We start from the raw sequence: 12,762 nt of genomic DNA, 5'->3' as shown, positions 1-12,762 counted from the left end.
TACGCCCGTGCACAACACCGTCACTTCGTGCGATGCGCGGCGACGTAGGCCGCCAGCGCGCCGAGCGTCGCAAAGATCTTTTGGTTGTCCGGATTGTCCGAGCGCAGCTCGAAGCCGTATTGCTTCGAAATCAGCAGCGCGATTTCCAGAATGTCGATGGAGTCGAGCCCGAAACCTTCGCCATACAGCGGCGTGTCGGCCGTCACTGTATCGAGCGAGACGTCTTCGAGATTCAGTTCGCCGATGATCAGCGTGGCGAGCTCTTGTTCCAGTGCGTTCATCATGCGTGCGTGCAGGCGGCCCATGGCAGCGGGAGGCGCCCGGAAACGGCAACCGTCGTGCACGCCCGGCGCGTGCGAATCTCCGTCCCTCCGGCCTCTGCCGGCTTCCCCGCCTGCGTCGTTTGGGGATCGTTTGTAAAAGTTACGCGGATTCTAGACGAAGGGTATCGGGGCGTATACCGCGAATGGTTACAAGACTGGCGAGCCGCCGCCGCGGCCCGTTTCGGCCGCGAATGCACGAGACGCTTGAGCCGCTTTGGATGGAAATGCACCGACCCCGCGAAACCATTCGTCCCGCGCCATACAATCGGTTACAAAAGCCGGTCGCGGCCGCCCCGAACCGGCGCTGCCGCGGCCCTAAAATGAGCGTGCCCGACCACCGGCCCGGACCCGCGTCCAAGCCGCCATTCATATGATGTTTGACGGCCCGACCGCGCGTCCGCCGACGATCCACCCGATGTCTCCAGTCATGCCGCGTCCGCTCTTGTGCCCCGTTCCGGTTCGCCCGCCCGTCCGCCGCCGCCATCCGGCCGCCGGCCGGTGCACACCCGGCGCGCGCGGAGGCCGCCGATGAGCCGCCTGCTGCCCGTCGTGCGCGGCATTGCGGCGGCCGGTGCCGTGGCCGCCTACCAGGTGGGCGCGCACTACGCGAGCGCGACACCCGGCGCGCACGGCTTCGGCCTCGCGATGGCGCTCGTGCCGCCGCTGCTGCTCGCGCTGGGCGCGGCGCTGCGCTCGCCGCGGCGCGCATGGCTCGTGCCGGCATGGCTGCTGGCCGCCGCCGCGCTGTGGGTCGCGCGCGCGCCGCTCGCGCGGCACTTCGAATGGGGCCTGTATCTGGAACACGCGAGCTTCAACGTCGCGATGGCGCTGCTGTTCGGCCGCACGCTCGTGGCCGGCCAGGTGCCGCTGTGCACGCGCTTCGCGGCGATGATCCACGGCGCCGTCACGCCGGCCGTCGCGCGCTACACGCGGCGGATCACGCTCGCGTGGACGCTGTTCTTCGTCGCGACCGCCGCCGTGTCGACGCTGCTGTTCGCGACCGCGCCGATCGTCACGTGGTCGACGTTCGCGAACTACCTGTCGCTGCCGCTCGTCGCCGTGATGTTCGCCGCCGAGCATGCATGCCGGCGTTTCGCGCTGCCGCACGAGCCACGGCCGCGGATGGTCGACGCGGTGCGCGCGTATCGCGCGTCGACCCACGCGTCGCAGGCCTCGCGATGAATTCATGGCCGGCGCGGCTTCACGGCCGCGCCGGCCTTCGTTCCCGTCTTGACCGATTTATGCCGACTCACCCGCTGGTATTCCATGCCTCGCCCGACCAGACGATCGCCTGGCGCGACGGCTCGCCCGTCACCGTGCGCGCCTTCGTCGCCGACGTCGCGCGCGTGGCCGCCGCGCTGCCCGCCGGCGGCCACGTGTTCAACGTGTGCCGCGACCGCTATCGCTTCGCGGTCAGCCTGTGCGCGGCGCTCGTCGCCGGCAGGATCAGCCTGCTGCCGTCGACGCATACGCCGGAAATGGTCCGCCAGCTCGCGTCGTTCGCGCCCGACGCGTTCTGCCTGCACGATGCGCCCGACTGCGCGATCGACCTGCCGCGCTTCGCGTATCCCGACGCCGCGCCCGGCGAATGCACGAGCGACGCGCCGTTCGCCGTGCCGCAGATCGACGCGGCGCGGATCATGGCCTACGTGTTCACGTCCGGCTCGACCGGCGCGCCGGTGCCGCACCGCAAAACCTGGGGCTTCCTGGTCGGCTGCGTGCGCGCGGCGGCCGAGCGCCTAGGGCTGCTCGACGGGCGCGCGGCCACGCTGATCGGCACGGTGCCCGCGCAGCACATGTACGGCTTCGAGTCGACGGTGCTGCTCGCGCTGATCGGCGGCCTCGCGTTCAGCAACCGCCAGCCGTTCTACCCGGGCGACATTCGCGACGAGCTCGACGCGATCCCGCAGCCGCGCGTGCTCGTCACGTCGCCGATCCACCTGCGTGCGCTGCTGGCGGCCGGTCATGCGCTGCCGCGCGCGGCGCTGGTGCTGTCGGCCACCGCGCCGCTGTCGGAAAAGCTCGCGAGCGAAGCCGAGGCCGCGCTCGACGCGCCGCTCGTCGAGATCTACGGCAGCACCGAGACGGGCCAGATCGCGACCCGTCGCACGTCGCAAGGCGCGGCGTGGGACCCGTTCCCGGGCATCCGGCTCGACGCGTGCGACGCACGCGAGGATCCGGCCGGCGACGACAGCGGGCCGACGGTCTGGGTATCGGGCGGGCACGTCGAGACGCCCGTGCCGATGGGCGACGCGCTCGAGCTGCTCGGCGACGGCCGGTTCCTGCTGCACGGCCGCAAGGCCGACCTCGTCAACATCGCCGGCAAGCGCACGTCGCTCGCATATCTAAATCATCAGCTCAACGCGATCCCCCGAGTGGTCGACGGCGTGTTCTTCATGCCCGACGAAGCCTCGCCCGCGCGGGGCGACACGGCGCTCGAACCGGTCACGCGGCTCGTCGCGCTGGTCGTCGCACCGACGCTCGCGGCCGCCGATCTGCAACGCGCGCTGCGCGAGCGAATCGACCCCGCGTTCATGCCGCGCCCGCTCGTGTTCGTCGATGCGCTGCCGCGCAACGAAACGGGCAAGCTGCCGCGCGACCTGCTGGCCGCACTTGTCGCGCGTCATGCGCGCGCCGCCACCGCGGCGGCCACGACGGTCGGTCCGCCGGCCGAGGGTGACCCGGCCGGCACGCCGTCGCCGTCGCCCTCGCCCTCGCCCTCGCTCGCGTTCACGATCGCCGCCGACCATCCCGCGCTGCCCGGCCACTTTCCCGGCCATCCGGTCGTGCCGGGCGTCGTGCTGCTCGATCACGCGATCCATGCGATCGGCGCGGCGCTGAACCGTCCGCTGCACGCGTGGCGGCTCGGCGCCGCGAAATTCCTGAGCCCGGTCGCGCCCGGCGAACCGCTCGATCTCGCGTACGACGCCGCGGCCGGCGGCGCGATCCGCTTCACGGTGCGCGCCGGGTCGCGCGAGGTCGCGACCGGCGTGCTGTCCGCGCCACCGGCCGCGCGGGATGGCGCGCAGCCATGAAGCGCACCGCGTGGGCCGAGCGTCAGGAGCGCAGCAACGCGGGCTTGCTGCGCGCGATGACGTGGATCTCGCTGCGCTTCGGCCGACAGCGCGCGCGCATCGTGCTGCACCTGATCGCGACGTATTTCGTGCTGTTCTCGCCGGCCGCGTGCGCGGCGTCGCGCGACTACCTGCGCCGCGTGCTCGACCGCCCCGTGCGCTGGCGCGACGTGTACCGGCACGTGTTCACGTTCGCGGCGACGATCCACGATCGCGTGTACCTGATGAACGGGCGCTTCGACCTGTTCGACATCCGGCTGCACGGCGAAACGCTCGTCGACGCTGCGCTCGCGGGCAACCGCGGCGCGTTTCTGATGGGCGCGCACCTCGGCAGCTTCGAGGTCGTGCGCGCGATCGGCCGCACGCGCCCGGACCTGCGCGTGGTCGTCACGATGTACGAGCAGAACGCGCGCAAGATCAACGCGACGCTCGCGGCGGTGAACCCGGCCGCGCAGCCGGAAGTGATTCCGCTCGGGCAGGTCGACTCGATGCTGAAGGTGCGCGAGCGCCTCGACGCAAATTGCATGGTCGGCATGCTCGCCGACCGCACGCTGCTCGACGACGCGGCCGCGTCGCTGCGGCGCCTGCCGCTGCTCGGCGCGCCGGCCGCGTTCCCGGTCGGCCCGCTTTACATGGCCGCGATGCTGAAGCGCCCGGTGATCTTCATGACGGGCCTGTATCGCGACGGCAACCGCTACGACGTGCACTTCGAGACGCTCGCCGATTTCTCCGACGTGCGGCGCGATACGCGCGCGGCGGCGGTCGACGCGGCGCTCGCGCGCTACGTCGCGCTGCTCGACAGGTACTGCCGCGCGGCGCCGTACAACTGGTTCAATTATTTCGATTTCTGGCAAGGCGGCGACGCCGCGCCCGCGCGCCGCGACGCGGTGCACGCCGGCGCCGACCTGCCCGCCACGAGGGATTCCGACGCATGACCGCCGCTCGCCGCTGCCTGTTCCCGTTCTCGTTGCCCGTGGCCGCGTGCACCGCGCGCGTGCTCGCCGCCAGCGCCGCCGCGATCGCGCTGGCCGTGCCTGCGTACGCGGCCGATGCCGGTTCGGCCTGGACCCTCGACCGGCTGATGTCGACGCTCGCGCAGCACAAGTCGGGCCGCGCGACCTTCACCGAGACGAAGCACCTGTCGATCGCCACGCAGCCGGTCGAATCGTCGGGTGAACTGGTGTTCGTCGCACCCGATCATCTGGAAAAGCACACGCTGAGCCCGAAGCCCGAGCACCTCGTCGTCGACGGCGACATGCTCACCGTCGAGCGCAACGACCGCAAGTACACGCTCGCGCTCGCGCGCTATCCGGAACTCGGCGCGTTCATCGACAGCATCCGCGCGACGCTTGCCGGCAACCGCTTCGCGCTCGAACGGGTGTACAAGGTCGCGCTGTCCGGGCGCGGCGACGGCTGGACGATGACGCTCACGCCGCTCGACTCGCGGATGCTGAAGGTCGTCAGCACGATCACGCTCGACGGCACGCGCGACACGTTGCGCGGCGTCACGATCCGGCAGGCCGACGGCGACCGTTCGGTGATGCGCCTGCAACCCGCCGCGGCGAACGCGAACTGATGGATGATCGCATGCGCTCCTCCCCCGTCGCCCGCCGCGTGCCCGCATGGCGGCAGCGCGCGGTGCTCGTGTGGCTGCTCGCGCTCGTCGCGTGCGGCGTCGCGATCGGGCGCGCGCACTTCACGGCCGACCTGTCGGCGTTCCTGCCGAACGCGCCGAGCGCCGGGCAGCGCGTGCTCGTCGACCAGTTGCGCGACGGCATCGTGTCGCGCCTGATCCTCGTCGCGATCGACGGCGGCGATGCGGCCACGCGCGCCGCGCTGTCGCGGCGCGTCGCCGGCACGCTGCGCGCCGATCCGCGGTTCGCGGCCGTTCACAACGGCGAAGCCGCGAACGACGCGCGCGACCGGCAGTTCATCTTCGATCACCGCTATCTGCTGAGCCCGGCCGTCACGCCGCAGCGCTTCAGCGCCGACGGCCTGCACCAGGCGCTCGGCGACAGCCTCGACCTGCTGAGTTCGTCGGCCGGCCTCGTCGCGAAGGCAATGCTGCCGCGCGATCCGACCGGCGAAGTCGCCGCGCTCGTCGACGGCCTCGACGGCGCGGCCGAGCCCGCGAGCCGCGACGGCGTGTGGGCGTCGCGCGACGGCACGCGCGCGGTGCTGGTCGTGCAGACGGCCGCCGCCGGCTCCGATACCGATGCGCAGGCCCGCGCGATCGACGCCGTGCGCCGCGCGTTTGCGGCCGCGACGCGGGCCGTGCCGAATGCGAACGCGGCGACGCTCGCGATGACGGGCCCCGGCGTGTTCTCGGTCGACACGCGCGACACGATCCGGCACGACGTCGAACGATTGTCGACGGCGAGCGTCGTGCTGATCGTCGCGCTGCTGCTCACGCTCTACCGTTCGCCGCGCACGCTCGCGCTCGGCTTGCTGCCGGTGCTGACGGGCGTCGCGGCCGGGATCGCGGCGGTCAGCGCCGCGTTCGGCACGGTCCACGGGCTGACGCTCGGGTTCGGCACGACGCTGATCGGCGAAGCCGTCGACTATTCGATCTACCTGTTCGTGCAATCGGCATCGGTCGGCACGCGCGGCGCCGCGCACCCGGCCGACGCGACGCGCGCGTGGGTCGCCGCGTACTGGCCGACGATCCGGCTCGGCGTGCTGACGTCGGTGTGCGGGTTCGCGTCGATGCTGTTCTCCGGATTCCCGGGCCTCGTGCAACTCGGGCTCTATTCGATCGTCGGGCTGACGGCCGCCGCGCTCGTCACGCGCTTCGTGCTGCCGCACCTGCGCGGCGAGCATGTCGCGATTCGCGACGTATCGCGCGTCGGCGCCATGCTCGCGCGCGCGGCCGACGCCGCGCCGCGGCTGCGCTGGCCGCTCGCGGCGCTCGTGGTCGCCGCGTGCGCGACCCTCGCGCTGCATCGCGGCAGCCTGTGGAGCCGCGAGCTCGCCGCGCTCAGCCCCGTGCCGGCACAGGCGCAGGCGCTCGACGCACGGCTGCGCGCCGACGTCGGCGCGCCCGACGTGCGCTACCTCGTCGTGATTGCCGCGCCGACCGAACAGGCCGCACTCGAACGCGCGGAAAAAGTGGCCGCGCAATTGCAGCCGCTCGTCGACCGCGGCACGCTCGGCGGTTTCGACAACCCCGCACGCTACCTGCCGAGCGACGCCGCGCAGCGCGCACGCCAGGCGAGCCTGCCGGAGGCGAACGTACTCGCCGAACGGATGCGCGTTGCCGTCGCGAACCAGCCGATCGCGGTGAAACCCGACCTGTTCGCGCCGTTCGTCGCCGACGTCGACGCCGCGCGTCGCGCGCCGCCGTTGACGCGCGCGGACCTGCGCGGCACGTCGATGGCGCTCGCCGTCGACGCGCTGCTGACCGAACGCGACGGCCGCTGGAGCGCGATGCTGCCGCTGCGTGCGCCGGACGCCGCGCGCACCGCGCAGCCGGCGCCGAGCGTCGACGCCGCGCGGATTCGCGCCGCCGTCGCGCGCGCGGGCGTGCCCGATGCGCTGTTCGTCGACATGAAGGCCGAAGCCGATCGGCTGTACGTGAGCTACGTGCACGAAGACATCCGGCTGTCGCTCGCGGGATTCGCCGTGATCGCCGTGCTGCTGCTGATCGCGCTGCGCTCGCCCCGGCTCGCCGCGCGCGCCCTCGCCCCGCTCGTTGCGGCCGTGCTGGTCGTGACGGCCGGTTTCGCGCTCGCCGGCGTGCAACTGACGATCCTGCACCTCGTCGGGATGCTGCTGATCGTCGCGGTCGGCTCGAACTACGCGCTATTCTTCTGCCGGCGCGGCGACGCGCAGCCCGTCACGCCGTACACGCTGGTGTCGCTGCTGATCGCGAACCTCGCGACGGTCGCCGGCTTCGGGCTGCTCGCGCTGTCGCGCGTGCCGCTGCTCGAAACCTTCGGGCTGACCGTCGGCCCCGGCGCGATGCTCGCGCTCGCGTTCGCGGCGATTCTCGCGCCGCGCGCCGCGACGGCGGTCGGCAATCACGAGCAACGAGGCCGCGCATGAACGTGCCGCCTTTCATCCCCCCGCGCGATACCGGCGACGCACGCCGCTGGAAGCCGACGCCGCTGATCGCGGGCGCCGCCGCGCTGCACGCGGGCGCGGCCGCCGCCGTGATCGCACAACCGGCCGCGTGGCCGTGGGCCGTCGGCGGCGTGGTCGCGTCGCATCTCGCGCTAACCGCGGCCGGCCTGTGGCCGCGCAGCACGCTGCTCGGCCCGAACTGGACGCGCCTGCCGGCCGGCGCGGGCCGCCGCATCGCGCTGACGATCGACGACGGCCCGGACCCGGACGTCACGCCGCGCGTGCTCGACCTGCTCGACCGTTACGACGCGCGCGCGACGTTCTTCTGCATCGGCGATCTCGCACGCCGTCATCCGCGGTGGATCGAGGCGATCGTCGCGCGTGGCCATGCGGTGGAGAACCACAGCCAGCGGCACCGCCATACGTTTTCGCTATCGGGGCCGGCTGCGCTGCGGCGCGAAATCGCCGCCGCGCAGCAGACGCTGACCGACATCGCCGGCACGCGCCCGCTGTTCTTCCGCGCGCCGGCCGGCCTGCGCAATCCGTTTCTCGAACCCGTGCTGTGCGAATTCGGCCTGCAACTCGCGAGCTGGACGCGGCGCGGCTTCGACACGCGTGCGCGCGACGCCGCGACCGTCACGCGCCGCCTGCTGCACGGGCTCGATGCGCGCGACATCCTGCTCGTGCACGACGGCCACGCGGCACGCGATGCGCGCGGCGAACCGGTCGTGCTCGACGTGCTGCCGGCGGTGCTGCGCGCAGCCGCCAACGCGCAACTGCACTGGATCACCTTGCGCGCGGCGCTCGCGCCCGAACCGCCCGGCCAGCCGGGCGTTCCGGCACCCCCGTTTGATAAGATCTGACCTCGAACGGCGCGCGTGCCAGCCCTGCTGCGGCGCCCGTTCCGGCCACCGGATGCGACTCTCGTGAACCCTCTCCTGCTCTCGCACTTCACCGCCACCAGCTGCATCGGCCGCGGCCTCGACGCGACCCTCGATGCACTGCGCCACGCCCGCGGCGGGCTCGTGCCGTGCAACTTCGAGCGTGCGGATCTCGACACGTGGATCGGCGCGGTGGACGGCGTCGATGCGCGGCCCGTACGCGCCGATCTCGCCGACTTCGAGTGCCGCAACAACCGCCTCGCGCAACTCGGCCTGACGCAGGACGGCTTCGATGCGCGCGTCGCGGCGGCGGTCGCGCGCTACGGCGCCGCACGCGTGGGCGTGTTCGTCGGCACGAGCACGGCCGGCATCCTCGAAACCGAACGCGCGTACCGGCGCCGTGACCCGACGAGCGGCGCGCTGCCGGCCGACTTCCGCTATGCGCACACGCACAACCCGTATTCGCCGGCCGCGTTCGTGCGCGCGTATTTCGCGCTGCGCGGGCCGGCGATGGCGATCTCGTCCGCGTGCTCGTCGGGCGCGAAGGTGTTCGGCTCCGCGCGCCGCATGATCGAGGCCGGGCTGATCGACGCGGCCGTCGTCGGCGGCGTCGATTCGCTGTGCCTGACCACGCTGTACGGCTTCAATTCGCTGGAACTGCTGTCGCGCCAGCCGTGCCGGCCGTTCGACGTCGCGCGCGACGGCATCTCGATCGGCGAGGCCGCCGCGTTCGCGCTCGTCGAACGCGCCCCGGCCGCGCCTGCCGCGCTCGACGGCGACGCGATCCTGCTGCTCGGCATCGGCGAATCGAGCGACGCGCACCATATGTCGTCGCCGCATCCGGAAGGGCTCGGCGCGCGCGCCGCGATCGAACAGGCGCTCGCGTCCGCCGGCCTCGGCGCGCACGATATCGATTACGTGAACCTGCACGGCACCGCGACGCCAAGCAACGACGCAGCGGAAAGCCGCGCGGTCCGCACGTTGTTCGCGCGCACGCCGTGCAGCTCGACGAAGGGCGCGACCGGCCACACGCTCGGCGCGGCCGGCGCGCTGGAAGCGATCGTCGCCGCGCTCGCGCTGCGCGAGCAATTCGTGCCGGCCGGCGTCAACACGACGCAGCCCGACCCGGCGCTCGTCGCCGATTACGTGCTCGCGAGCCGCGACACGCGCGTGCGCGCCGTCCTCTCCAATTCGTTCGGCTTCGGCGGCACGAACTGCAGCCTGATCCTCGGCCGCGCCGATCACGACCGCCGTTGAGGCCCGCCATGACGCTCACCGCCTTCATCGAAAGCATCGGCCTCGTCGGCCCGGGATTGAACGGCTGGCCGCACGCGGCCGACGTGCTCGCGGGCCGCGCGCCCTACGTGCCTGCCCGCACCGAGCTGCCGCCGCCCGCCGGCCTGCCGTCGGCCGAGCGGCGTCGCACGGGCCCCGTCGTGCGCGCCGCGCTCGCGGTCGGCCACGAAGCGGTGGCCGCGAGCGGCCGCGACGCCGCGACGCTCGCGACCGTGTTCAGCGCATCCGGCGGCGACGGCCAGAACTGCCACGCGATCTGCGAAACGCTGGCCGGCGACGATCGCCAGTTGTCGCCGACCCGCTTCCACAACTCGGTGCACAACGCGCCGGCCGGCTACTGGAGCATCGCGACCCGCGCGATGGCGACGTCGAACGTGCTGTGCGCGCACGACGGCAGCTTTGCCGCCGGCTTGCTCGAAAGCCTGTGCCAGGTCGTCGTCGATCGCGTGCCGAGCCTGCTGATCGCGTACGACACCGACTATCCGGAACCGCTGCGCGCGGTGCGGCCGATCGGCGATGCGTTCGGCGTCGCGCTCGTGTTGGCGCCGGAAGCCAGCGAGCGAGCGCTCGCCCGTATCGACGTCCAACTCACCGACGCACCCGCGACGGCGCTCGCGCACGCCGGGCTCGACGCACTGCGCACCGGCAATCCGGCCGCACGCGTGCTGCCGCTGCTCGAGGCGCTCGCCACGCAACGTACGACGCGCGTCGTGCTCGACTATCTGGACGACACGCGCGTGCAGGTCGACGTCGCGATGCCCGGGACCTTCGCGGAGCGCGCGCGATGAACGCAACCGCCGCACCGGCCCCGCCGCTCGACCACGCGTGGATTGCCGCGCACATTCCGCACGCCGGCGCGATGTGCGTGCTCGATTCGGTCGATGCGTGGGATGCCGAACGCATCCGCTGCACCGCGACGAGCCACCGCGATCCGCACAACCCGCTGCGCGCGCACGGGCGGCTCGCGTCGGTCTGCGGCATCGAATACGCGGCGCAGGCGATGGCCGTGCATGGCGCGCTGCTCGGTGCGCACGATGCACGCCCGCGCGCCGGCTATCTCGCAAGCGTGCGCAACGTCGACGCGTTCGTCGACCGGCTCGACATCTTCGCGCAGCCGCTCACCGTGGACGCGCAACGCTTGAGCGGCGACGGCCGCTCGGTGCTGTACGGCTTCGCGCTGCGCTGCGGCGAGCGCGTGCTGCTGTCCGGCCGCGCGGCGGTGATGCTCGACGCATCGGCCGCCGGCGCGTTTCAACCGGCGCCTGCCGGCAACCCGAAACCTCGATGACGAGGCTTACCTCAAGGAACCCGGTCGTGAAAGTTCGTCAGTTCATTGGCGCCGCGCTCGTTCTGGCGCTGCTCAGCCCGCTCGCCCACGCGGACCTGTCGGAAGTGAAGCAGGACATCAAGCGCGATTCGAAGGAAGCCGCGCACAAGACCGGCGAAGCGGCGCGCAGCTTCGGCCACGCGACCGCGAGCGCCGCGAAGGCGGTCGGACACGGCGTCGCCCATGCGTCGCGCGAAGGCTGGGAAGCCACCAAGCGCACGACGAAGCGGATCTTCCACAAGAACGACTCGGGCGAATCGGCCGGGAAGGGCGAAAGGAACGACTGATCCCGCGCCCACGCGTCGCGGACGGCATGCGCGCGGGACGTGACCGCCGATCGACCGCTCATCGATCGTCGATCGCAACGCGCCGGCGCGACGGCCAACGTGCGCGGCGCAGCGGCCTGGCCGGCCTGCGCGCGAAGCACTTGCCGTACGCCGCGAGCCCGCAATCGCGATGATCGAAATTCCGCAACAGCCGCGCGCGGCGCCGCTCGAGCCGGTAGAGCGAAATCGCCATCGTCAGCGCGACGGCCAGTGCCGAGCCGCCGATCACGAGTCCCATCCAGGTGTCTCCCATGCGTCCTCCGGAATGCGAGGCCGAAGCGGCGCGCCTGCCGTCGCTCCGGCACGGGATGGCGCGCAACGCTGCCCCCACGCGCGCGAATGCCGTGCGGGCCGCCGCGCGTCAGTGCATGTGCTGACCGCCGTTGATCGCGATGTTGGAGCCCGTCACGAAGCCGGCCTCCTCCGAGCACAGGTACGCCACCAGCGCCGCGACTTCCTCGGGCTTGCCGAGCCGGCCCACCGGAATCTGCGGGAGGATCTTCGTGTCGAGGATGTCCTGCGGGATCGCGGTGACCATCTTCGTCGCGAGGTAGCCCGGCGACACCGTGTTCACCGTCACGCCCTTGCGCGCGACCTCGAGCGCGAGCGATTTCGTGAAGCCGTGCATGCCGGCCTTCGCGGCCGCGTAGTTGGTCTGGCCGACCGAACCCTTCGAGCCGTTCACCGACGAGATGTTGACGATGCGGCCCCAGCCGCGCTCGACCATGCCGTCGCAGACCGGCTTCGTCATGTTGAACACGGAGTCGAGGTTCGTGCGGATCACCGCATCCCAGTTGACCTTGTCGAGCTTGCGCAGCGTCATGTCGCGCGTGATGCCCGCGTTGTTCACGAGAATGTCGACCGGGCCGACGTCCCGCACGATCGTCTCGATGCATTCCCGGCACGAGTCGTGATCGGCCACGTCCACCGGGTACGCAAGGAACGTGCGACCGGCCGCATGCATCTCGGTCAGCCAGCGGTCCGCGCCGGCGTTGTTCGGCGAATACGTGACGACGACCCGGTGGCCCGCGTCGTTCAACCGGATGCTGACCGCTTCGCCGAGACCGCCCATCCCACCTGTCACAACTGCGATTCGCTTAGTCATACTATGAATTACCGACAAAAAAGTAATCGATGAAAGACGGGGCGACGGCCTCGCACCTGCTGCCGCCCCACCGCTTCGATGCACGGCCGCCCCGCGTCGCGGCGCGGCACGCATCGGTACCTCGCGCTTATTGTCGATTTCCCGTCTTGCGCGAAACCCGCGCGGCTCACCCGCGGCGCTGGCGCGCGCCGCAAGCGAACCGTACCGTCAATCACTGCTCAGACACGCTCGACCGCGAGCGCGACGCCCATCCCGCCACCGATGCACAGCGACGCCAGCCCGCGCTTCGCATCGCGCTTGGCCATCTCGTGCAGCAGCGTCACCAGGATCCGGCAGCCCGACGCGCCGATCGGGTGGCCGATCGCGAT

At 71.9% G+C, this 12,762-nt stretch carries 13 protein-coding genes and 1 pseudogene; 10 read left to right on the top strand and 4 right to left on the bottom strand.

Features of this window, described 5'->3' with window-relative positions; genetic code table 11:
- Positions 1 to 20 precede the first annotated feature (20 nt).
- The gene (locus tag C5F75_RS03790; RefSeq protein ID WP_081066508.1) at positions 21 to 305 is read right to left on the bottom strand and encodes a phosphopantetheine-binding protein; all 285 of its coding nucleotides are present in this window, start codon (positions 303 to 305) and stop codon (positions 21 to 23) included.
- A 546-nt stretch (positions 306 to 851) separates the two neighbouring features.
- On the opposite strand from C5F75_RS03790, the gene C5F75_RS03780 reads away from it, so the two are divergent.
- The 10 genes from C5F75_RS03780 (at position 852) to C5F75_RS03735 (ending at position 11,250) form a co-directional block, all read left to right on the top strand.
- Entirely contained in the window at positions 852 to 1,505 is a 654-nt protein-coding gene (locus C5F75_RS03780; protein ID WP_059580746.1) for a COG4648 family protein, read from the top strand.
- Between the two features lie 59 nt (positions 1,506 to 1,564).
- Positions 1,565 to 3,358, top strand: a complete 1,794-nt coding sequence (locus C5F75_RS03775; RefSeq protein ID WP_104011894.1) for an AMP-binding protein — start codon at positions 1,565 to 1,567, stop codon at positions 3,356 to 3,358.
- Positions 3,355 to 4,332 carry an LpxL/LpxP family acyltransferase gene (locus tag C5F75_RS03770; RefSeq protein WP_104011893.1) on the top strand — a complete coding sequence of 326 codons (978 nt, stop codon included), beginning with the start codon at positions 3,355 to 3,357 and terminating at the stop codon, positions 4,330 to 4,332. Before C5F75_RS03775 ends, C5F75_RS03770 begins: the two co-directional genes overlap by 4 nt.
- Positions 4,329 to 4,973, top strand: a complete 645-nt coding sequence (locus C5F75_RS03765) for an outer membrane lipoprotein carrier protein LolA (protein ID WP_089465145.1) — start codon at positions 4,329 to 4,331, stop codon at positions 4,971 to 4,973. The genes C5F75_RS03770 and C5F75_RS03765 overlap by 4 nt, the downstream gene beginning before the upstream one ends.
- Complete coding sequence (locus C5F75_RS03760; protein ID WP_104011892.1) at positions 4,973 to 7,441, top strand: MMPL family transporter; 2,469 nt, start codon at positions 4,973 to 4,975, stop codon at positions 7,439 to 7,441. Before C5F75_RS03765 ends, C5F75_RS03760 begins: the two co-directional genes overlap by 1 nt.
- Positions 7,438 to 8,322: a polysaccharide deacetylase family protein gene (locus C5F75_RS03755; protein WP_104011891.1), complete on the top strand. Its 885-nt coding sequence runs from the start codon at positions 7,438 to 7,440 to the stop codon at positions 8,320 to 8,322. The genes C5F75_RS03760 and C5F75_RS03755 overlap by 4 nt, the downstream gene beginning before the upstream one ends.
- A 63-nt stretch (positions 8,323 to 8,385) precedes the next feature.
- On the top strand, positions 8,386 to 9,597 hold the full coding sequence (locus C5F75_RS03750) for a beta-ketoacyl-[acyl-carrier-protein] synthase family protein (protein ID WP_089465293.1): 1,212 nt from the start codon (positions 8,386 to 8,388) through the stop codon (positions 9,595 to 9,597).
- 8 nt (positions 9,598 to 9,605) lie between these two features.
- Positions 9,606 to 10,424 (top strand): beta-ketoacyl synthase chain length factor, encoded by an 819-nt coding sequence (locus tag C5F75_RS03745; protein WP_104011890.1) that lies wholly within the window; start codon positions 9,606 to 9,608, stop codon positions 10,422 to 10,424.
- Positions 10,421 to 10,924, top strand: coding sequence for a hotdog family protein (locus tag C5F75_RS03740; RefSeq protein WP_104011889.1), 504 nt, complete (start codon positions 10,421 to 10,423; stop codon positions 10,922 to 10,924). The genes C5F75_RS03745 and C5F75_RS03740 overlap by 4 nt, the downstream gene beginning before the upstream one ends.
- Positions 10,921 to 11,250 carry a hypothetical protein gene (locus C5F75_RS03735; RefSeq protein WP_089465150.1) on the top strand — a complete coding sequence of 110 codons (330 nt, stop codon included), beginning with the start codon at positions 10,921 to 10,923 and terminating at the stop codon, positions 11,248 to 11,250. The genes C5F75_RS03740 and C5F75_RS03735 overlap by 4 nt, the downstream gene beginning before the upstream one ends.
- Before the next feature lie 58 nt (positions 11,251 to 11,308).
- Here the strand turns inward: C5F75_RS03735 and C5F75_RS03730 are convergent, their stop codons facing one another.
- From C5F75_RS03730 to C5F75_RS03720, 3 genes and pseudogenes are all read right to left on the bottom strand, one after another.
- Positions 11,309 to 11,542, bottom strand: a complete 234-nt coding sequence (locus C5F75_RS03730) for a hypothetical protein (protein WP_059580718.1) — start codon at positions 11,540 to 11,542, stop codon at positions 11,309 to 11,311.
- 108 nt (positions 11,543 to 11,650) lie between these two features.
- Positions 11,651 to 12,394 carry an acetoacetyl-CoA reductase gene (gene phbB, locus C5F75_RS03725; protein WP_104011888.1) on the bottom strand — a complete coding sequence of 248 codons (744 nt, stop codon included), beginning with the start codon at positions 12,392 to 12,394 and terminating at the stop codon, positions 11,651 to 11,653.
- Positions 12,395 to 12,612: 218 nt separating this feature from the next.
- A pseudogene (locus tag C5F75_RS03720) lies at positions 12,613 to 12,762 on the bottom strand (acetyl-CoA C-acetyltransferase); the annotation flags it as partial.

The organism is Burkholderia anthinoferrum, assembly GCF_002925705.1.
GTDB lineage: Bacteria > Pseudomonadota > Gammaproteobacteria > Burkholderiales > Burkholderiaceae > Burkholderia > Burkholderia semiarida.
The sequence above is the reverse complement of the archived record's forward strand: the minus strand, read 5'-3'. Positions and strand labels throughout refer to the sequence as shown.

What these genes read in the sequence shown, in the direction of transcription:
- C5F75_RS03790 (WP_081066508.1), bottom strand. Translation starts at nt 305, where the DNA reads ATGGGCCGCCTGCACGCACGCATGATGAACGCACTGGAACAAGAGCTC.
- C5F75_RS03780 (WP_059580746.1), top strand. Translation starts at nt 852, where the DNA reads ATGAGCCGCCTGCTGCCCGTCGTGCGCGGCATTGCGGCGGCCGGTGCC.
- C5F75_RS03770 (WP_104011893.1), top strand. Translation starts at nt 3,355, where the DNA reads ATGAAGCGCACCGCGTGGGCCGAGCGTCAGGAGCGCAGCAACGCGGGC.
- phbB (WP_104011888.1), bottom strand. Translation starts at nt 12,394, where the DNA reads ATGACTAAGCGAATCGCAGTTGTGACAGGTGGGATGGGCGGTCTCGGC.
- C5F75_RS03735 (WP_089465150.1), top strand. Translation starts at nt 10,921, where the DNA reads ATGACGAGGCTTACCTCAAGGAACCCGGTCGTGAAAGTTCGTCAGTTC.
- C5F75_RS03745 (WP_104011890.1), top strand. Translation starts at nt 9,606, where the DNA reads ATGACGCTCACCGCCTTCATCGAAAGCATCGGCCTCGTCGGCCCGGGA.
- C5F75_RS03755 (WP_104011891.1), top strand. Translation starts at nt 7,438, where the DNA reads ATGAACGTGCCGCCTTTCATCCCCCCGCGCGATACCGGCGACGCACGC.
- C5F75_RS03730 (WP_059580718.1), bottom strand. Translation starts at nt 11,542, where the DNA reads ATGGGAGACACCTGGATGGGACTCGTGATCGGCGGCTCGGCACTGGCC.
- C5F75_RS03775 (WP_104011894.1), top strand. Translation starts at nt 1,565, where the DNA reads ATGCCGACTCACCCGCTGGTATTCCATGCCTCGCCCGACCAGACGATC.
- C5F75_RS03765 (WP_089465145.1), top strand. Translation starts at nt 4,329, where the DNA reads ATGACCGCCGCTCGCCGCTGCCTGTTCCCGTTCTCGTTGCCCGTGGCC.
- C5F75_RS03740 (WP_104011889.1), top strand. Translation starts at nt 10,421, where the DNA reads ATGAACGCAACCGCCGCACCGGCCCCGCCGCTCGACCACGCGTGGATT.
- C5F75_RS03760 (WP_104011892.1), top strand. Translation starts at nt 4,973, where the DNA reads ATGGATGATCGCATGCGCTCCTCCCCCGTCGCCCGCCGCGTGCCCGCA.